This is a genomic window from Micromonospora sp. NPDC049139 (genome assembly GCF_055586845.1).
Window position 1 is genome coordinate 115,050 of the sequence record NZ_JBVJHK010000018.1, and the last position, 19,288, is coordinate 134,337.

General features: G+C 75.5%; 13 protein-coding genes. 3 read left to right on the forward strand and 10 right to left on the reverse strand.

Features of this window, described 5'->3' with window-relative positions:
* Positions 1–70: 70 nt before the first annotated feature.
* On the forward strand, positions 71–826 hold the full coding sequence (locus ACZ6Q9_RS26270) for a TetR family transcriptional regulator (RefSeq protein ID WP_396829891.1): 756 nt from the start codon (positions 71–73) through the stop codon (positions 824–826).
* A 51-nt stretch (positions 827–877) separates the two neighbouring features.
* Here the strand turns inward: ACZ6Q9_RS26270 and ACZ6Q9_RS26275 are convergent, their stop codons facing one another.
* Positions 878–3,970 (reverse strand): NACHT domain-containing protein, encoded by a 3,093-nt coding sequence (locus ACZ6Q9_RS26275; RefSeq protein ID WP_396829890.1) that lies wholly within the window; start codon positions 3,968–3,970, stop codon positions 878–880.
* Between the two features lie 82 nt (positions 3,971–4,052).
* Entirely contained in the window at positions 4,053–5,846 is a 1,794-nt protein-coding gene (locus ACZ6Q9_RS26280; RefSeq protein WP_396829975.1) for an ABC transporter ATP-binding protein, read from the reverse strand.
* Positions 5,847–5,924: 78 nt separating this feature from the next.
* On the opposite strand from ACZ6Q9_RS26280, the gene ACZ6Q9_RS26285 reads away from it, so the two are divergent.
* On the forward strand, positions 5,925–6,350 hold the full coding sequence (locus ACZ6Q9_RS26285) for a MarR family winged helix-turn-helix transcriptional regulator (protein WP_396829888.1): 426 nt from the start codon (positions 5,925–5,927) through the stop codon (positions 6,348–6,350).
* 202 nt (positions 6,351–6,552) lie between these two features.
* The gene (locus ACZ6Q9_RS26290) at positions 6,553–8,337 is read left to right on the forward strand and encodes an N-acetylglutaminylglutamine amidotransferase (RefSeq protein ID WP_396829886.1); all 1,785 of its coding nucleotides are present in this window, start codon (positions 6,553–6,555) and stop codon (positions 8,335–8,337) included.
* A 43-nt stretch (positions 8,338–8,380) separates the two neighbouring features.
* On the opposite strand, the gene ACZ6Q9_RS26295 is transcribed toward ACZ6Q9_RS26290, so the two are convergent.
* The 8 genes from ACZ6Q9_RS26295 to ACZ6Q9_RS26330 all read right to left on the reverse strand — a co-directional run bounded on the left by ACZ6Q9_RS26295 (position 8,381) and on the right by ACZ6Q9_RS26330 (position 19,216).
* Positions 8,381–9,517 carry a carboxylate-amine ligase gene (locus ACZ6Q9_RS26295; protein WP_393266479.1) on the reverse strand — a complete coding sequence of 379 codons (1,137 nt, stop codon included), beginning with the start codon at positions 9,515–9,517 and terminating at the stop codon, positions 8,381–8,383.
* Between the two features lie 324 nt (positions 9,518–9,841).
* A complete protein-coding gene (locus ACZ6Q9_RS26300) occupies positions 9,842–11,053 on the reverse strand; it encodes an RNA polymerase sigma factor (RefSeq protein WP_393266481.1) in 1,212 nt (403 codons plus the stop codon).
* Positions 11,054–11,055: 2 nt separating this feature from the next.
* A complete protein-coding gene (locus ACZ6Q9_RS26305) occupies positions 11,056–11,406 on the reverse strand; it encodes a YciI family protein (RefSeq protein ID WP_393266484.1) in 351 nt (116 codons plus the stop codon).
* A 304-nt stretch (positions 11,407–11,710) separates the two neighbouring features.
* Positions 11,711–14,542, reverse strand: coding sequence for a DUF5682 family protein (locus tag ACZ6Q9_RS26310; protein ID WP_393266485.1), 2,832 nt, complete (start codon positions 14,540–14,542; stop codon positions 11,711–11,713).
* Positions 14,539–15,651, reverse strand: a complete 1,113-nt coding sequence (locus tag ACZ6Q9_RS26315) for an ATP-binding protein (RefSeq protein WP_393266487.1) — start codon at positions 15,649–15,651, stop codon at positions 14,539–14,541. The genes ACZ6Q9_RS26310 and ACZ6Q9_RS26315 overlap by 4 nt, the downstream gene beginning before the upstream one ends.
* A gap of 15 nt (positions 15,652–15,666) precedes the next feature.
* Positions 15,667–17,307 (reverse strand): VWA domain-containing protein, encoded by a 1,641-nt coding sequence (locus ACZ6Q9_RS26320; protein WP_396829884.1) that lies wholly within the window; start codon positions 17,305–17,307, stop codon positions 15,667–15,669.
* On the reverse strand, positions 17,304–18,710 hold the full coding sequence (locus tag ACZ6Q9_RS26325; protein WP_396829883.1) for a hypothetical protein: 1,407 nt from the start codon (positions 18,708–18,710) through the stop codon (positions 17,304–17,306). Before ACZ6Q9_RS26325 ends, ACZ6Q9_RS26320 begins: the two co-directional genes overlap by 4 nt.
* Positions 18,710–19,216 carry a hypothetical protein gene (locus tag ACZ6Q9_RS26330; protein WP_357701971.1) on the reverse strand — a complete coding sequence of 169 codons (507 nt, stop codon included), beginning with the start codon at positions 19,214–19,216 and terminating at the stop codon, positions 18,710–18,712. The genes ACZ6Q9_RS26325 and ACZ6Q9_RS26330 overlap by 1 nt, the downstream gene beginning before the upstream one ends.
* Between the last annotated feature and the right edge of the window lie 72 nt (positions 19,217–19,288).

Genomic DNA, 19,288 nt, shown 5'->3' on the forward strand with positions numbered 1-19,288 from the left:
GTACTGACCGATGGTCAGCCGAATCAACGGTGGTGTCACCCACCGGTCAGACGCGGCTAGGCTTGCCGGCATGACCGTCGAGGCACCCGACGACACGCGCACCCGGATCCTGCGCGCGGCGCTCGACCTGTTCGCCGAGCACGGCTACCAGCGCACCCCGCTGCGCCAGATCGGCGAGCGGCTGCGGCTGACCAAGGCCGCGATCCTCTACCACTTTCCCACCAAGGAGCACCTGCTCACGGCCCTGGTCGAGCCGCTGGTCGCCGACCTGGAGGCACTGCTGGACGCGGCCGAGGCGGGGCCGCCCGAGCGGGCGCGTCGGGCGGTGCTGGAGGGCTGGGTGGACACCATGCTGACCCACCGCCGCCCGCTCGGCATGCTCTTCCACGACATCGCCCTGATCACGCGCGGCGACACGTTCAACCGGCTGATGCGGATCGCGATGCGGGCCAACGACCTCATCGCCGGGCCCGACGCCGGGCGGCGGGAGCGGGTCCGGGCGGTGCAGGCGGTCGCCATGTGCAGCGACCCCGTCGTCTTCTTCGCCGACGTGCCCGACGAGGTGCTGCGGGCGGACATGCTCGACGGCGCGCACCGCCTGCTGGACGGCGCGCCGCCCGGGGACCAACCGGGCGCGGCCGGGGACGGTGGCGGCGCGGCGAGCGGCCGACGCCGGCCCGGCCGGCCGCGGGCGATGAGCCCGGAGCAGGTCAAGGCGGCGCGGCGGATGCACGCCGCCGGCAGCCACTCGGCGGACGAGATCGCCGCCGCGCTGGGGGTCTCGCGGGCCACCGTCTACCGCCACCTGGACCCGGTCGTCGAATAATGAGACACGTTACGAGACGGTTCTGAGACGCGGCAGGAGTCTGCCGACCGGTCAGCCGTCGTGCCACATCGGGGCGCCGCGGCGCAGGGTCCGCGCCGCGATGTCGGGGGCGGACAACACGTCGACCAGCCTGCGGGCCGCGGCCGCCGCAGGTGCCCCCAGCGTCGGGTGGCCGACCACCGCGTGGCACGCCTGCAAGCCGATCTCGGCCAGCTCCCGTCGGCCCAGCTCCATCCGCCGCCCGCGGGCCCGCCGCTCGGCGAGCACGGCCCGGAGCCGGTCGCGCACCTCCGCCCGCTCGTCGACGACGCGCCGCAGCACCGCCACCGACCAGCACCATGCCTGCACGAGCAGCAGCGGATCGGTGCGGTCGTCGGAGTCGTCGGGGCAGTCGGCCAGGAGCAGCTGCTCGTGGCAGAGGGCGAGGGCCGCGCCGGTGTCCCCGTCCCCGTCGAGCATGATCCGGGCCAGCATTCCCGCGCCGAGGGGCGTCGACCGGCCCGCGCCGTCGTCGTCGCTCTCCACCGCGACCAGCCGCTCCAGGTGCTCCCGAGCCGCGTCGACGTCGCCCTCCGCGTAGCGGACGGCCGCCAGGAACTCCCGGGTGGCGGACAGGGGCTCGCCCGCCTGCTCCTCCCCACGCAGCAGCTCGTCGCCGGCGGCCCGCAGCTCGGCCAGCGGCGCGGCGGCGGCAACCAGCTCGGACACCCGCCGACGCTGCGCCGCCACCGGCGTCGCACCCGTGCGCGCGAGCGGTGCCGGCATGGGCGCCAACAGCTCCCCCAGCCGGCTCCACTCCCCGGCGGCGGCGCCCACCAGCAGCGCCTTGCGCAGCGCGGCCAGCGTGAGGTCGTCGGCCGGCCCGACGTTCGCCGCGCGGGCCCGCGTGACGGCGGCGAACACGCCGAGCGCCTCCGGCCAGTATCCCGCCCGGGCCAGCTCGACACCGAACTCCTCGCGCGGCCGGCCGCCCCGCCGCCCCGCCAGCGAGCCCGCCGCCAGCCGGCTCTGCAGGCGGCCGTGCCGGAACCGGTACGCCCCGGCGCCGTGCCGCAACAGGCCGACCGTCTCGGCGTGGCCGAGGAACGCCAGCAGCCGGTGCGGCAGGCGGCCGCCTGCCGCCAGGACCACCCGGGCCAGGCAGAACCGGACCCACGCGCCGTCCCCGCGCGTGTGCACCCACCAGCCCAGCCCCGCGCCGAGCCCGGCGTAGCCGAGGGCCTGCGGCGAGGGCAGCCGGGGCAGCAGGCCGGTCACCCACAGCAGCGCGGAGCCGGCCAGCACACCGACGAACCCGGCGGCGACGCTCGGCACCACCGACGCGATCGTCGCCGCACGGTCGGCCCGGACGGTCTCGACCACGCCGGTGGCCCCGAGTTCCGCGGCCGGGGCGGCGACGTCTATCCGCAGCGCGGACCGGACCGCGACGAGGGCGAACCAGGCGGCGCCGAGCACGACCGCGGCGCGCAGCTCGACCGGCCATCCGGTCAGCCCGGGCAGCCGGCCCGTCGCGGCGGCCAGCTCGGGCGGCGGGGTGAACAGCCACAGCACGAACCAGGTCAGGAACCCCCAGAACGCTCCCCGGAGCAGCCCGTCGAGCACCCCCTCGCGGAGCGCGCCCCGGCCGCCGACGAACACCACCCGGGTGGGCCGGCTGCCCGGGTCGCGGGCGCCACCGCCCAGCGCGGCGGCCGGCACGGCCACCGCGGCGGCCGCCACCCCCAGGTCGGCGGGATGGTCGGCGAGGGCGGTGAGCAGCTCGCGGGTGCCCGGGTCGGCGACCATCCCGGCCACCGACCGGAGGGCCTCCCCGGCGAGGGCGAGGGCCAGCCACACCGCCAGCCCGGTACGCAGGCCGCCGACGACGGCCCAGAACAACCGGGGCAGCGCGGCCGGCAGCTGCCACCAGCGGAACTCGCGGACGCCGAGCGATTCCAGGTGCGCGGCCACGAAGGTCAGGTAGCGCCGGGCCCGCTCCGGTTCCCACCGGCGCAGCCCCTGGGCGCCCCGGCGCGACCGCAGCGCGGCGTCGACCGCCCGGGACAGCAGCTCGTCCTCCACGGCGCCCCGCCCCCGGCTGGCCGCCAGCGGCACGAGGTCGCGGGGGTCGGTGCCGGGCTGGTCGAACGCACTGCGGGCCATCGCCACCATCAACGGCGTGGCCAGCGCCCCGCTCAGCTCCGCGTCGCCGTCGATGCGCGCCGCGACGGTCGACCAGTTGCCGGCCTGGTGCAGGGGCGCGGCGTCGACCAGGTACTCCGCCACCTCGTCCGGCACCAGCGGCTCGATCACCACCACCGCGGCGCCGCGCACCTTCTCGCCCTGGTCGAGGTACCTCTCGTACACCGACGTCCGGCAGGTCAGGACGAAGCGCTGCGTGGGCAACTCGTTGAGTTTCTCGAGGCAGGCGGTCACCCGCTCCTCGGGCACCTCGTCCAGGCCGTCGAGCACGGGCACGACGAGGTCCGTCTCGACCAGGTCCCGCAGCACCGCCACGCGACGGGGATGGCGGGGTGCTAGCTGCGTGTACCGCCGGGCGAGGCGGTCCACCAGCCAGTCACGGAACGTCTCCACGGTCGGGTCCCACGACGCGACGGGCAGCAGCACCGGCACGGGCGCCTCGGGGTCCCGGTGCGGCGGCAGCTCACGCGCCATCCGCAGGGCGATGACCGACTTACCGGATCCGGCCGGTCCCAGCACCAGCAACCGCCCGGACGGGATGCTCCGGTAGCGGCTCCACAGTGTCCCGTGGCGGCCGGACAGGTCCATCGGACCGGCCTCGCTGGACCGGCCGATGGCCCGCCAGGACGGCAGGAGCCGCTCGGCGGCGGTACGCCAGGTCACCGGGAGCGGGTACGGCTCGTCGACCGCCCGCAGCAGCGCCTCGTCGCCCGGCTCGCGCCGGACCAGTTCGAAGAGTTCGTCCGCGGCCGCCCGGCGGTGGACCGCCGCCGCTGCCGAGCCGGCCTGCCGGTTGGTGAGGACCTGGTCCAGCACGACGTAGACGGCGATGACACCGGCGATCACGCCCCAGGCCCAGTTGACCTTCTCGAAGTCGTACCGCAACCAGACCCAGGCGGTCCCGGCCGCCGCGACGACGGCCACGAGGACGAGCAGGGCCCATGTCCACCCCCGACGCTGCACCGCCTGATTGTGATCGTCCACCGGCCGCGCGGGCGGCCCGGGGTCGGGTGTCGACGCACACCGCCGACGGCGGCCCCGGCCGTCAGGCGGCCAGCGTCGCGTAGCGGCCGGCGCGCTCCAGCAGGTCGTCGTGGGTGCCGGACTCGACGATACGGCCGTGGTCGAGCACGGCGATCCGGTCCGCGTCCCGCACGGTGGAGAGCCGGTGGGCGATGGTGATGGTGGTGCGGCCCCGGGCCACCTCGTCGAACGCCCGCTGCACCGCGCGTTCGGTCTCGGTGTCCAGCGCGCTGGTGGCCTCGTCGAGGATCAGGATGCGCGGGTCGCGCAGCAGCGTGCGGGCGATGGCGAGGCGCTGCTTCTCGCCGCCGGAGAAGCGGTGCCCCCGCGAGCCGACGACCGTGTCGTACCCGTCGGGCAGGCCGGCGATCAGGTCGTGGATCCGGGCGGCGCGGGCGGCGCCCTCGATCTCGGCGTCGGTGGCGTCCGGGCGGGCGTAGCGCAGGTTCTCCCGCACGGTGGTGTGCAGCAGGTAGGTCTCCTGGCTGACCACGCCGACGATCGCCGCCAGGTCCGCCAGGCGCAGGTCGCGCAGGTCGACGCCGTCGACGGTGATCCGGCCGCTCGTCGGGTCGTGCAGCCGGCTGACCAGCGCGGCCAGGGTGCTCTTGCCGGAGCCGGTCTCGCCGACCAGGGCGAGGCCGGTGCCGGCCGGCACGTCGAGGGTGATCCCGGCGACCGCGGCGGTGTCGCTGCCCGGGTAGCTGAAGGTGACGTCGGTGAACCGCAGGTCGCCCCGGACCCGGCGCGGGTCGACGTCGACCGGCTCGGCGGGGTCGTCGACCTCGACCGGCAGGTCCAGGTACTCGAAGATCCGGGCGAACAGCGCCAGCGAGGCGGTCACCGAGACGCCCACGTTGAGCAGGCCCATCAGCGGCCGGAACAGCCCGCCCTGCAACGCGGTGAAGGCGACCAGGGTGCCGATGCTGAGCGTGCCGGCGGCGCCGGGCAGGCCGGCGCTGAGGTAGATGACCGCCGGGATGGCGGCGAAGACGACGCTCATCGAGGCCATCCGCCAGCGGCCGGCGAGTTCGGAGCGCAGCTCCAGGTCGACCAGGCGGGCCGACGAGGCGGTGAAGCGCGCGGCCAGCGCCGGGCCGGTGCCGAGGGTCTTCGCCAGGTGTACGCCGCTGACCGACAACCCCTCCTCGACGGTGACGTTGAGGTCGGCGAGTTCGCGCTGGCGTCGCGCGGTGATCTCGCGGCGCAGGTGGGCGACCCGGCGGGTCAGCCAGACGGCCGGCGGCAGCACGACGAGGGAGACCAGCGAGAGCCGCCAGGAGAGCGCGACCATCGCCGCCGCGGTGGCCACCACGGTGGTCAGGTTGGACGCGATCGAGGTGGCGGTGGAGGTGACCACGCTCTGCATGCCGCCGATGTCGTTGGTGATCCGCGACTGCACCTCGCCGGTGCGGGTGCGGGTGAAGAACGCCAGCGACTGCCGTTGCAGGTGGGTGAAGACGTCGGTGCGCAGCCGGTGCATGACCTGCTGCCCGACCCGGGTGGAGATCCAGGTCTGGAGGACGCCGAGCACCGAGGTCACCGCGGCGACCGCGACCATGCCGGCCACCAGCCAGCCGAGCAGCGCCAGGTCGCGCTCCGGCAGGGCCCGGTCGATCACGGCGCGGAGCAGGAAGGGGGAGGCCATGGCGAGCACCGAGGACACCACGATGATCGCGGTGACCGTGGCGAGCGCGCCCCGGTGCCGGGCGAACAGCCGGCCGATGCGCCGCAGCGACACCTGGCGGGCCTGTGCCTTCTCGGCGGCGCTGACCTTGCGGGGACCGCGGTCGCGGCCGGAGGGGTGGGGTTCCAAGGGGTACTTCCTCACGTCGGGGATGCTGAGGTTACCTCAACATGAGGGAACAACAGCTCCTCCTGCTACCGTATTCCCGTGACCGGAGACACCGACGATGCCGGGGACGGCCTCGCCGAGGCGTTCTGGGCGGTGACCCGGCGGCTTCGGCACCGCACCCGGGAGGCGCTCGCGCCCTGGGACGTCACGCCCGGCCAGTCCCGGGCGCTCGGCGTGCTCATCCGGCACGGCGCGCTGCGGCCCGGCGCGCTCGCCGAGCACCTCCGCATCGCCCCGCGCTCGGCCACCGAGGTCGTCGACGACCTGGAGGCGCGCGGCCTCGTGCGACGCCGACCCGACCCCGCGGACCGGCGCGCCACCCTGGTCGCCCCGACCGAGGAGGGCACGCGGGCCGGCAAGGCCATCCACGCCGCCCGCCGGGCCGCCGCCGAGGACCTCTTCGGTGGCCTCACGCCGGCCGACCGGGCACAGCTCGCCCGCATCCTGCGTACGCTGCGCGACTGACCGGCCGCCGACGGGGCCGGCACCGCCCCGCGGGCCGGCCCGGGCCACGTGCCGGGGGTTTGGCCCGCCCGGGGTCGGGTAGCCCAGCCGCCCGTCCTGGCGACGGGACCGGGCCCCTGCGAGCGGGTGGTCCGCCACCTGCGACGCCGACGGGAGTGGTGACGGTGGGTCCGGTTCCCCCGAAAGCCGGTGACCGCTGACGATGTGCGGCATCAGTGGCGAGGCGAGGTTCGACGGGTCGACGCCCGACGCCGACGCGGTGACCCGGATGACCGAGGCGATGCGGTCCCGGGGCCCCGACGGCGAGGGCCTGTGGAACGACGGCTGGGTGACCCTCGGGCACCGCCGCCTCACCATCATCGACCTCTCCGAGGCGGGCGGCCAGCCGATGGTGCGCGAGGACCTCGGGTTGGGGCTGGTCTTCAACGGCTGCGTCTACAACTACCCGCAACTGCGCGACGAACTTCGGGAGGCCGGGCACACCTTCCACTCCACCAGCGACACCGAGGTGATCCTGGCGGCGTACGCGCAGTGGGGCGAACGCTTCGTCGACCACCTGGTCGGCATGTTCGCCGTGGTCCTCGTGGACCGGCAGCGGCGGCGGCTGGTGCTGGCCCGCGACCGGCTCGGCATCAAGCCGCTGTACCTGGCCGAGTCCCCCGGCCGGCTGCGGTTCGCCTCCACCCTGCCCGCGCTGCTGCGCGCCGGCGACGTGGACACCACGATCGACCCGGTGGCGCTGCACCACTACCTGTCCTGGCACTCGATCGTGCCGGCGCCCCGCACCGTGCTACGCGGCGTGCGCAAGCTCCCCCCGGCCACCGTACGGGTCGTGGAGGCCGACGGGCGCAGCCGCGAGCACGTCTACTGGCGGCCCGACTACGCCCGGGACCCCGCCCACGGCGGGATGGACGCGCGGGACTGGCGGGCCGCGATCGGCGGCGCGCTGCGCACGGCGGTTCGACGGCGCCTCGTCGCCGACGTCCCGGTCGGCGTGCTGCTCTCCGGCGGCCTGGACTCCAGCATGATCGTGGCGCTGCTGGCCGAGGCCGGGCAGCACCACCTCCAGACGTTCAGCATCGGCTTCGACAGCCGCGGCGGCGAGGTCGGCGACGAGTTCCACTACTCCGACCTCGTCGCCCGCGCCTTCGACACCGACCACCACCGCATCCGGCTCGCCGACGACGACCTGGTCCCGGCGGTACGCCGGACCGTCCACGCGATGACCGAGCCGATGGGCAGCCACGACGTGGTCGCCTTCCACCTGCTGTCCGAGCAGGTCGCGCGGCACGTCAAGGTGGCCCAGTCCGGGCAGGGCGCCGACGAGGTCTTCGCCGGCTACGGCTACCACCAGCCCCTCGCCCGGGTGCCCCGCGACGGCGCGGCGGACGCCTTCGCCGACGCGTTCTTCGACCGGGACCACGCCGAACTGTGCCGGGTGGTCAGCCCCGCGTACGCCTGCGACCGCGACGCCAGCCGCGAACTGCTCGCCGCCGACCTGGCGGCGAGCGGGGCGGACACCGCGCTGGACGCCGTGCTGCGCCTGGACACCCACCTGATGCTCCCCGACGACCCGGTGAAGCGGGTGGACAGCATGAGCATGGCGTGGGGGCTGGAGGTGCGCACGCCCTTCCTCGACCAGGACCTGGTCGCCCTCGCGGCGGCCTGCCCGCCCGAGCACAAGGTGGCCGGCGGCGGCAAGGGCGTGCTCAAGGAGATCGCCCGGGAGGTGCTGCCGGCCGAGGTGGTCGACCGGCCGAAGGGCTACTTCCCCGTGCCGGCGCTGCGCAACGTCGACGGCCCCGTGCGGCAGCTCGTCACCGAGGCCCTCGCCGCCCCCGCCGCCCGGGAACGCGGCCTGTTCCGCCGTGAGTACCTCGACGACCTGCTCGCGGTGCCGGACCGGGCGCAGGCCGCTGCCGGCAGCAACAAGCTGTGGCAGCTCGGCCTGCTGGAGCTGTGGCTCCAGTCCCACGACATCCGCTGACCGGCACGCCCCCGGTCCGCCTCGGCACCCGGGTCGGGCGGCTTCAGCAGGCGAGGGTCTCGGCGGCCAGGTGGTCCAGGACGGCCCGTACGTCGTTGCCGGTGCGGGCCATCACCCGGCGCTGCCGGGTGGCGCCGTTGCCGTCCCGGCGCACCCGGGCCACCTGGTCGCGTACGTGGTCGAGGTCGCCGTGGCGCGCCAGGGCGGGCGCGACGGTGGCGACGAGTTCGTCGACCAGGTCCCAGGCGGGACGGGCGTCGCCGGAGCGCAGGTCGATCAGGTCGCCCTCCAGTCCGTCGTGGGCGGCCCGCCAGTGCGCGGCGGAGACCAGGCAGTCCCGGATCCGGGGGGCGGGAACACCGGCGCGGACGTCGTCGGCCAGCGTCGCGACGAGCGCCCGGACCAGGCCGGCGACGAGCACCGTGTCGTCCACGCCCGGGCAGACGTCGCCCACCCGGATCTCGACCGTGGGGTACGCGGTGGAGGGGCGGGCGTACCAGTAGACCATCGCGGCGTCGAGCATGATCCCGGCGCGGATCAGGTCGTCCACGGTCGCGTCGTAGTCGGCGGCCGACTCGAAGTGCGGGGTCGGCCCGATGCTGGGCCAGCGTTCCAGCTGCATCGAGCGCCAGCTGGCGTGCCCGGTGTCGCGGCCGTCGTGCAGCGGCGAGTTGGCGGTGACCGCCTGCACCACCGGCAGCCACGGGCGCAGGTGGTTGCACACCTGGACGGCCAGTTCGCGGTCGGGCAGCCCGACGTGGACGTGGCAGCCGCAGACCGCCGGATCGTGCGCGACCGGGCCGAAGCGGCGGGACATGGCGTGGTAGCGAGGTTTGTCCGGTACCGTCCGGTGCGGCTCGTGCACGGGGGTGGCACCGACCGCGACGAGCCGGGCCCCGGCGGCACGGGCCGCGTCGGCGGCCGAACGGCGCAGCGCCACCAGGTGGGCGCGCAGCTCGGTCAGGTCGGCGGTGACCGGCGTGACCATCTCCACCATGCTGTGCCGGAACTCCTGGCGGCTCTGGTCCCGGGCCGTCCCGGACAGGGCGGCGAGCACCCGGTCGGCGACCGGAAGACTCTCCCCCGTCCGGGGATCGAGCAGCAGGTACTCCTCCTCGACCCCGAGGGTGAGGGCGGCCAGGTCGGGCACCGCGGTGGTGACTGCCGGGCGGTACGTCATGGGCCGTCGAGCGTCCGTTCGTCGGGCGGCGCGCCGGGGCGCCGCGCTGCCGGGAGACCCGCGTTCCCGGCCCCGGGAGCGAGCAAACGCCGGGCACCGCCGCCCGGCCGTCCGGCGGTGCCCGGGGACCGCCGGCGGCCCGCTGCACGCTCCGGCGGCCCCGCAGCGCTGTCCCGGCGGCCCGCAGCACGGCCCGGCGGCCGGGCGGCCCCGCAGCGCTGTCCCGGCGGCCCGCAGCACGGCCCGGCGGCCCGGCGGCCCCGCAGCGCAGCCCCGGCCGCCCGCAGCGCGCTGGCGAGCCGGGGCGACCGCCGTCGGGCGGCGCTATACGCCGGATCGTGCCGCGACCGCCCGCGCGGCCAGGAAGGCGCGTTCGGCCGCGTTGTCCGTCCGCTCCGCAGCCGTCCGGTACGCCTCGGCCGCCTCCCCCGCCCGGCCCAGCCGGCGCAACAGGTCGGCCCGGACGGCGTGGAACGCGTGGTAGCCGGCCAGGTCGAGGCGGTCGACGGCGGCCAGCGCCACCGCCGGCCCGGCCACCTCGGCCAGCGCGACGGCCCGGTTCAGCGCCACCACCGGCCCGGGGGCACACGCGGTGAGCTGGTCGTACAGCATGAGGATCTGGGCCCAGTCGGTGCCGGCGGCGCTGGGCGCGTCGCTGTGCACGGCGGCGATCGCGGCCTGGATCTGGTACGGACCGGGCCGGTCGCGGCGCAGGCACCGGCGGACCAGGGCCTGCCCCTCCGCGACGAGCCCGGCGTCCCACCGGCGGCGGTCCTGCTCGCCCAGCGGGACCAGCACGCCGTCGGCGGTGGTGCGGGCGGGGCGGCGCGCCTCGGTGAGCAGCATCAGCGCCAGCAGCCCCAGCGCCTCCGGCTCGTCCGGCATCAACTCCACCAGCAGCCGGCCCAGCCGGATCGCCTCGGCGCACAGGTCGTCGCGGACCAGCCGGTCGCCGGAGCTGGCGGTGTGCCCCTCGGTGAAGATCAGGTAGAGCACGGCCAGCACGGCGGAGAGCCGGTCCGGCAGGTCGGCGTCCCCCGGCACCCGGTACGGGATGCGGGCGTCGCGGATCTTGGCCTTGGCCCGGACGATCCGCTGGGCCATCGTCGCCTCCGGAACCAGGAAGGCCCGGGCGATCTCGGCGGTGCCCATCCCGCCGAGCAGCCGCAGGGTCAGCGCGACCCGGGCCGCCTGGCCCAACGCCGGGTGGCAGCAGGTGAAGATCAGGCGGAGCCGGTCGTCGCGCACGGGTCCCTCCCCGGCCGGCACGTCGCGGGTGTGCAGCAGGACGGCCTGGGCGTGCCGGTCGGCCCGCGACGCCTCCCGCCGCAGCCGGTCGATCGCCCGGTTCCGGGCGGTCGTGATGATCCAGCCGGCCGGGCTGGGCGGCGGCCCCGTCTCGGGCCACCGCGCCACCGCCACCGTGAATGCCTCCTGCACCGCCTCCTCGGCGAGGTCGAGGTCGCCGAGGAGGCGGACCAGGACGGCGACCGCACGGCCGTACTCCGCGCGGAACGCCGCCTCCACGTCCGACACGCTCAGTCCTCGCCCTGGAAGGGGCGCACCTCGATCGGCAGGGTGGTGGCCAGCGCGTACCGGCGGCCCCACGCCAGCGCGGCGTCCAGGTCGGGCGCCCGGATGACGGTGAAGCCGCCGAGGTACTCCTTGCCCTCGGCGAACGGCCCGTCGGTGACCAGCACGTCGCCGTCGGACGGCCGCAGCACGGTCGCCGTGTCCGGCGCGTGCAGCCCCTGGCCGAAGACCCAGCACCCGGACGCCTCCAGCTCCTCGCGGATCGCGCCCAGCTCGCGCATCACCCCGGCCAGGAACTCCGGGGCCACCAGTTCCTCGCCGCCGGGCTGGTAGATGCTGAGCAGGTACTGCTTCATGGCTTCTCCTCGTGTCGACGGCCGGCGCCACCGCCGGCCTCTCATCCTCCACACGAACGAGGCGAGCCCGGATCGACAACCCGCGCGCGAAATCCGGCGACCCGGCCGCCGACGGGTTGGGCCACGTCGTTGACGGACGCGCGACGAGCGTGGAGACGACACCCGGCCACGTCCGGTCTCCGGGTCCGGCGGCCTCCGACGCCGACGACGGTCAGGGCCGCCGGACCAGCTCGCCGACGGTGGTCCGCGGGCCGACGAGCGCCATCGGCCCGCCGTGCGGGTCGGACGTCCCGCCGGCCCGCCGTCAGCCCGGCTCGCCCGTCAGCAACGCGGCCACGGCGTCGGCGGCCGCCGGATGCGTGGCCAGCAGGGCGGTCAGCCCCGGCGGGGTGGCGGGCGTGGCGGCAGCCTCCTCGCGCCACCCGCCGTCGCAGCCGAGCAGGGCGGCGACGGCGTCGACGGCCTGCGGGTGGCCGGACAGCAGGGTGGCCACCGGGCCGGACGCGACGGCGGGGACCGCCGGCGCCGGCGGGGACGCCGACGCCGACCACGGCGGCACCCAGGCGTCCAGCGCAGGCAGCGACGCGGGGAAGGTACGGCCCGCCTCCCGCACCAGCAGCGGCACCAGTTCCGGGCCGTGGTCGCGCAGGGTGGTGATCAGCGTGGGCAGCCAGGGCAGCAGGACCGGATCGGGCAGCCGGGCGAACGCGGACGACATCACCTCCACGACGAACGGGGCGAGCCCCGGCACCGACTCCAGGGCCTGCACGAAGCCGCTGAGGTACTGCGGGAAGGCGGGCACCACCAGCGGGTTGCCGAGCAGGTCGGCGCACCGCCGGCGCAGCTCGGCCAGGGACAGCAGGCCGAGCTGGTGCCGGGCGACCCAGAGCAGCGCGACCTTGGCCGGCGCCTCCGGGTGGGACTGCGCGACGGCGAGTTCGAGCTGGGACCGGTCGCAGCCCAGGGAAAGCGCCAGGCTCTCCATGCCGAACAGGAAGCCGAGCATGGCGCCGACCTGCCGGACCCCGCTCCCCTCGTCGACGAACGCCGTGGGCAGCAGCGTGCAGTAGTGGGCGTACCCGGTGGTCACGAACGCCTCGCACCAGGCCGGCAGCGGCCCGGTGGCGCGATGGTGGGCCAGCAGCCGCCGGATCCGGCGCAGCACCTCGGGGGCGTCGTCGACGGTGCGTTCGGCGGCGAGCAGTTCCACCGCCCGGTTGCCCAGCTCGTCGACCAGGCGCGGGCTGTCGAGCAGTCGTACGGCGTCCTCGACGGCCTCCAGCGCGACCGAGGCCGTGGCGTCCGGGCCCCGGACGGCGCGCCGCAGCCGCTGCTCCAGCACCTGCTCGACGGTGACGCCCTCGTAGCCCAGCTCGATCAGCGCCCGCTGGTGGCGGCCGAGGGCCAGGTCCCAGCTCTCCTGGATCGAGCGGTGCCCCAACCGGCGCTCGCCCATGATGGGTCGTACCGCGTCGGGGGGCAGCAGGTGTCGCAGCCGCCAGAGCAGGTCGGAGCAGGGCGCCAGCCCGGGGTCGGCGTGCAGGTCCAGCAGCGCCCGCTGGACCGGGCGCTTCTCCAGGTCCAGCCCGAGCGGGGCGAGCCGGTCGTGGACGTCGCGGGCGAGCGGCGGAAGGGCCTCGTAGCCCACCTGGCCGATCCGGTCGCCGCCGAACAGGATCTCGCAGAGCCGGCGGACGTCCCGGCGCCCCGGGACGACGTCCTTCTCGATGCAGGTGACCGCCGCGTCGGCGAAGTCGTACGGCGTGGGGCGGGCCCGGTTGCGCAGGCCGGCGAGGAGGATCGAGGTCTCGAAGACGGCGATGGCGTCGGCGGTGCTGGCCAGGTAGCCGTTGCGCCGGGCCAGCCGGACGATGTCGACGCACCAGCCCCGCAGCTCCGCCTCGTCGAGGCCCTGCACCGCCGGTGGCCGCCCGAGGTAGCCGGAGAGCCGGTCGGCGACCGGGGCGGCGGGCACCGGGACCGGTGCGGCGCGGCGGCGCCCGGCGCGGGTGCGGGTGCCGCGCTGCCCCTCCAGTTGGAACGGCGACAGCCCGGACCGGGCGACCGCCTTCGTCCAGGTCGCCGCGGCGATCGACACCGACCCGGCCGCGAGCCCGAACTGCGCCTCGATGGCGGAGTGGCTGGAGGGGATCAAGCCGTAGTGCCACCGGGTGCCGGTACGTGGGCTGATCTCGAACGGGACGTCGGAACGCAGGCCGAACTGCTCGACCCGGCTGGCGGCGTGGAACGCCCCGCAGACGTGCAGGCACTCCGCCGGATCCGCACCCGAACTGGCCAGGTGCTCCCGGATCCGGGTCCACATGTGGCGTTCCCGGTCCTCGTCGCGGTCGCGCCGGTCCGCCCCGGCCGGGCGCAGCCGCCGGAACAGGCTGCCGATCAGCAGCATCACCTGCCGGTAGGTGTCGTGGTCGGCGTCGGCGAGCGGCTGCTCGACGTACTGGTCCCACCACTCCGACCAGTGCCGCACCTTGCCGTGGTGCAGCAGGTACGCCTCGAGTTCCGCGAAGCGGGGCCGCAGGTCCCCGATCTCGACCCCGACGGCGTCCCCGTGCAGGGCCGCCTCCTCCTCCGCCGGCGCGGTCGGCTCGACGTCCCCGCCCGCCGGGGCATCGTCGGCGGTGCCGGGTGGGCGGGGCAGCCACTGGAAGACGTGGTCGGTGGAGCGGTCCACCAGGACCAGCTCGACCCCGGGCGTCTCCAGCGCGTACGCGATGGCCTGGTATTCGGCGCTGGCCTCGGTGATCGGCGCGACCACGCTGAGCGGCCCCCAGTCGGCCGGGAAGCCCTCCAGCTCGGAGGCGAACGCCTGCACCGCCACCGGGAGGCGGCAGTTGCGCAGCTCGCCCAGCAGCGGCTGGAGGTCCTCGCAGAGCTCCAGGTAGATCACCTTCGGCTGCTTGGCGCGCAGCCGCCGGACCATGGCCAGCGCGGACGCCGGCGAGTGGTGGCAGACCGGGAAGATCTCCAGTTCCTCGCCGAGGGCACGGTCGACGTCGTCGACCATGCCGGCGAGGATGTCGGCGACGGCGCCCGGACTGTCGGCGAAGGCGGTGGCGGCGGCGGTGAGCTGCTGGCGCAGCTCACCGAACGGCCCGGCCTCGGTGGGCGCGGTCACGACAGGGAGGCGATGGCCTGGCGGCCGCCGTCGAGGAAGCCCTCCCAGGGGCCGCCGTCCTGCTTGGCGCGCGGTTCCACCACCCCGTGCAGGTACTTGTTGAGGATCGCCAGGTCCTCCGGGCTACGCCGGGCCAGGGAGCCGACCAGCGACCCGGCCAGCGTCGCGGCGCGCAGGGTGCGGTCGCCGAAGAACTGGCTGTGCAGGATGGCGTCCTCCAGGACGCCGATCTGCTCGGCGGTGGACAGCGCCGACTCCAGCTTCTCGTCGTCGCTGGTCGCCGAGGAGGCCGCGGCACGCAGGTCGGCGAAGCTCTGCAACAGGATGTCCAGCAGGGTGGGCGGCACGTCGAGCGTGATCTGGTGCCGGCGCAGCAGCTCCTCGGTGCGGAAGCGGACGATCTCCGCCTCGCTGCGCTTGTTGGTCACCACGGGGATCCGGACGAAGTTGAACCGCCGCTTGAGCGCGGACGAGAGGTCGTTCACGCCCCGGTCCCGGCTGTTCGCGGTGGCGATGATCGAGAAGCCGGGCTTGGCGAAGACGATGTTGTCGCGGTCCAGCTCCGGAATGGAGACGTACTTCTCCGACAGGATCGAGATCAGCGCGTCCTGCACGTCGCTGGTGGAGCGGGTCAACTCCTCGAACCGGCCGACCACGCCCTGCTCCATCGCCGTCATGATCGGCGACGGGATCATCGACTCCCGGGACTGCCCCCTGGCGATCACCATCGACACGTTCCACGAGTACTTGATGTGGTCCTCGGTGGTGCCGGCGGTGCCCTGCACCACCAGGGTCGAGTTGCGGCAGACCGCGGCGGCCAGCAGCTCGGCGAGCCAGCTCTTGCCGGTGCCCGGGTCGCCGATCAGCAGCAGGCCCCGGTCCGACGCCAGGGTCACGATGCTCCGTTCGACGAACGTACGGTCGCCGAACCACTTCTGCGGGATCTCCCGGTCGAGCCCGTCGGCCCGCTCCGAGCCGAGGACGAACAGTCGGACCATCCGCGGGCTCAGCCGCCACGAGAACGGCTTCGGGTCGGTGTCGACCGACTCCAGGTAGTCGAGTTCCTCGGCGTACTTGACCTCGGCGGGGGCACGCAGCATCTCGGACATGAGGGGTTCGTTCTCCTAGGTGAGGAAGCTCTTGAGCTCGAAGACGAGTTTGCGGATGTGGCCGGAGATCACCGGCGTGCCCAGGTCCTTGAAGCGTTGCCGGAACCAGGGGTTGACGCTCTGCTGGCCCGAGCTGTTGACCGAGCCGACCGGGATGAACCGCACCCCGGAGCGGTGCACCGCCTCGATGCCGTCGAACAGCGGCTGGGAGCGGTTGAACTCGTAGAAGTCCGAGATCCACACCATGACCGTGTTCCTCGGCTCGACGATCTTGGGGCGGGCCAGCGCCATCGCGACCGGGCCGTCGTTGCCGCCGCCCAGGTTGGTGCGCAGCAGCACCTCGAACGGGTCGTGCACCCACGGCGTCAGGTCCAGCGCCCGCGTGTCGTACGCGATCAGGTGCACGTCCACCTTGGGCAGCCCGGCGAAGATCGAGGCGAGGATGGTGCAGTTGACCATCGAGTCGACCATAGAGCCCGACTGGTCCACCACCACGATCAGCCGGGCCGGCGTGACCCGGCGGGCCGTCTGCCGGTAGTAGAGCTTGTCGACGTAGAGGCGCTCGTCCTCCGGGCTCCAGTTGGTCAGGTTCTGCCAGATGGTGCGGTCGAGGTCGAGGTTGCGGTACACCCGCTTCGGCGGCACGGACCGGTCGACGACGCCGACGCTGGTCTGCGCGACCTGGGTACGCAGCACCTCCGCGACCTCGTCGACGAAGCGGCGGATGAGCGCCTTGGCGTTGGCCAAAGCCACGCCGGAGAGGTTGGCCTTGTCCCGCAGGAGCTGCTCGATCAGCGACATGCTCGGCGTCAGCCGGCTGGCCAGCGCCGGGTCGGCCAGCACCTCCCGCAGGTGCATCCGGCGGACCAGGTCGCCCTCCAGGCCGGCGAGCACCCCGCCGAGGCCGTCGGTGCCGCCCTGCCGGCGCAGCCCCCCGGGCTCCAGGCCGAGCGCCTGCTCGAACCAGCCCGCGTCGGACTGCCACCGGGCCAGTTGACCGGCGTCGACCGCCCCGTGGCCGGTGGCGAACACGTTGAGCAGCAGCTTCGACACCAGCGCGGCGCGGCGCACCTCCGCGGCGCCCGGCCCGGTCGCCGGCCCGTCACCGCCCGATCCCGCACCGCCCGACCCGGCGTCGGCGCCGGACCCGAGGTCGACACCCGATCCGCTGTCGACGCCCGACCCGGTATCGGCGCCGGACCCGAGGTCGACACCCGATCCGCCGTCGACGCCCGACCCGGTATCGGCGCCGGACCCGAGGTCGACGCCCGACCCGGTGCCCGTCGTGGCGCTCGATCCGGTGCCCGTTGTGGCGCTCGATCCGGTGTCGGCGCCGGCCCCGGCGTCCGTGGTGGCGGCGGGGTCGGGCGGGGTGGGCCCACCGCCCGGCGGCGCGCCCGCGCCCGCGTCCTGCTCCGGTTGGAGCAGGCCGCGCAGCTCGGCGGCGAGGGCCGGGAAGCGCTGGACGACGGTGTCCACCGACACCGCCGGGTCCAGCAGGGCGGCCGGCAGGCCGAGGTCGTCGACGACCGCCATGCTGGCCGACTCCAGGGCGGGCTGCTCGTCGGGGTCGAAGAGCCGGGCGAGCAGGCGCCAGTAGAGCACCTGGCGCCGGTTGGCGTCGGCGTGGTCCGCGGGGGCGAGGGAGTCGGTCATCGGCGCAGCAACCGTCCCGCGCGCTCGCGCAGCACCGCCACGGCGTCGCCCGCCTTGGCGTCGGCCTTGGCGGCCTTCGGGTCGGTGACTCCGCACGCCCAGTCGCCGGCGTGCGCGCCGACCGGCTTGCGCTTGACGGTGGCCTGCACCGCCAGCGGCTGGAGCAGCCACCGGCCGTCGTCCCACCGGACCAGGCCGAGGCACGCCGACGAGGCCGCGACCAGGTCGGGCGTGAGCGGGCCGCAGGAGGGCAGCCGGTCGACCGCGACGGCGAGCGGGTGGCCGTCGAGCTCGACGGTGAGCGCGCCGTCGTCGTCGCGCACGGTGTAGCCCTCCAGCAGGACGGGCTCGGCGATCCCGACCGGGTGCCGGTCCAGCGGCGCCGGCGCCGCCGCGACCGCCGCCGGCAGCAGGACCCGCGCGGTGGCGAACGGGTCGGCTGCCTCGCCGGGTCGCGCCCGGTCGTCACGCCAGATCAGATCGGCGCCGCGCAGCGGAAGGCCGCTGACCGTCAGGCCCCGTCGTTCGGCCAGCGCGGCCAACAGCACGGGGTGGGCGTCCAGCAGGCGCCACAGCGCCGGCCCGACGATCGTCTCCACCTTGACCGCCCCGACGGCGGCGCGGACCAGGCGGGGCGTCCCACCATCGGCCGGCTCGAGGATGCCGTGCACCTGTGCCTGCACGGCGGTGTCGTGCTCGTGCACGTCGACACCGAGCACGAGGAGCCGCCCGGACACCTCCTCGACGGCCGGCGGGGCGGCCACGGCCGCCGCGTCCTGGGCGAGCAGCAGGCCCCGCGCCCACAGGTCGGCCCAGCGCCGGACCGGCGGATGCGCCATCGTGGCGACCGGCGCGCAGGCCCGCAGCTCGGCGGCCAGGCCGTCGAGCAGCACCGCCAGCCGACGCAGGCCCGGCTCGGCGAGCGCGGCCTCGATCGGGGTCGCGGCCGCGGCGACGAGCTCGTGGTCGACGCCGGCCCACCCCGCGAGCGCCAGCTCGTGCAGCCACGCGCGGACGCCGGCGAGCGGCGGCGGCGCGTCCGCAGCGGGCCCGGGCGGGCCCGGCGCCCAGGGGGCGCGCGCCCGGCCCAGGGCGGTGTCGAGCTGCCCGAGCAGCGCGTCGTGGGCCGCGCCGAGCAGCGCGCACCGGGCACCGGCGAGGGCGACGAGATGGTCCTCGGTCACCGAACCGGCGGTCACCTTGCCGACCGCCTCGGCCACCAGGTCGCCGAGCGGGGTGGGGGCGAGCGCTCCGGCCAGCGCGGCCAGCGCCGCCGCGTCCTCCTCGTTGACCCGGGCGAACCCGCGGACCAGGGCGCCGTCGAGACCGGCGACGAGGTCGAGGGCGTCGGTCAGACCGGTCGGTGCGCCGTCGCGCAGGACGGCGAGCTGCGTGCCGAGCATCAGCGGCCCGCCCCGGTGGCCGGGAACCAGTGCAGCTCGGGCAGGGGCGCCGTGCTGCCGGGAAGTTCCAGATAGGACAGGTGGCGCAGGAAGCGGCTGAACACGACCGCGGCGGGCGTCGGCTCGTGCCGCGCGTCCAGGGCGGCGATCAGGTCCGCGCCACCGCTCGCCCCGTCGCCGACCTCGACCCGCAGGTAGCGGGCGACCCGGTCGACGCCGTACTGGAGGACGGCCTCGTCCACGAGGGCGTGCAGGTGCTTGCACAGGGCACCGCGCAGCCCGCCGCAGGGGCGGTTGTTGTTGGTGCTGCAGTGGTAGGCGTGGGTGCCGGCCGCGATCGAGGACACGTAGACCCGCTCGACGTCCGACCCGCTGGACACCACGCCCTGCAGCCGCCCGTCGGCCAGCTCCACGAAGGGCACCTTGGCCAGCTTGCGGGGCCGTGCGGGCGGCACCACCCGCACGGTGCTGCGCCGTCTCCACGCGGCCAGTTCCGCGTCCGCCACTGTCCGAACCTCCCGTCCGCCGCCGCGCGGCGCCGCCGTGACCACGCCGACACCGGATGGACCCGGCGCCGC

Bases quoted from the DNA above. Each gene is read 5' to 3' on its own strand.
- ACZ6Q9_RS26270 (WP_396829891.1), top strand. From the start codon at position 71: ATGACCGTCGAGGCACCCGACGACACGCGCACCCGGATCCTGCGCGCG.
- ACZ6Q9_RS26290 (WP_396829886.1), top strand. From the start codon at position 6,553: ATGTGCGGCATCAGTGGCGAGGCGAGGTTCGACGGGTCGACGCCCGAC.
- ACZ6Q9_RS26295 (WP_393266479.1), bottom strand. From the start codon at position 9,517: ATGACGTACCGCCCGGCAGTCACCACCGCGGTGCCCGACCTGGCCGCC.
- ACZ6Q9_RS26305 (WP_393266484.1), bottom strand. From the start codon at position 11,406: ATGAAGCAGTACCTGCTCAGCATCTACCAGCCCGGCGGCGAGGAACTG.
- ACZ6Q9_RS26315 (WP_393266487.1), bottom strand. From the start codon at position 15,651: ATGTCCGAGATGCTGCGTGCCCCCGCCGAGGTCAAGTACGCCGAGGAA.
- ACZ6Q9_RS26320 (WP_396829884.1), bottom strand. From the start codon at position 17,307: ATGACCGACTCCCTCGCCCCCGCGGACCACGCCGACGCCAACCGGCGC.
- ACZ6Q9_RS26325 (WP_396829883.1), bottom strand. From the start codon at position 18,710: ATGCTCGGCACGCAGCTCGCCGTCCTGCGCGACGGCGCACCGACCGGT.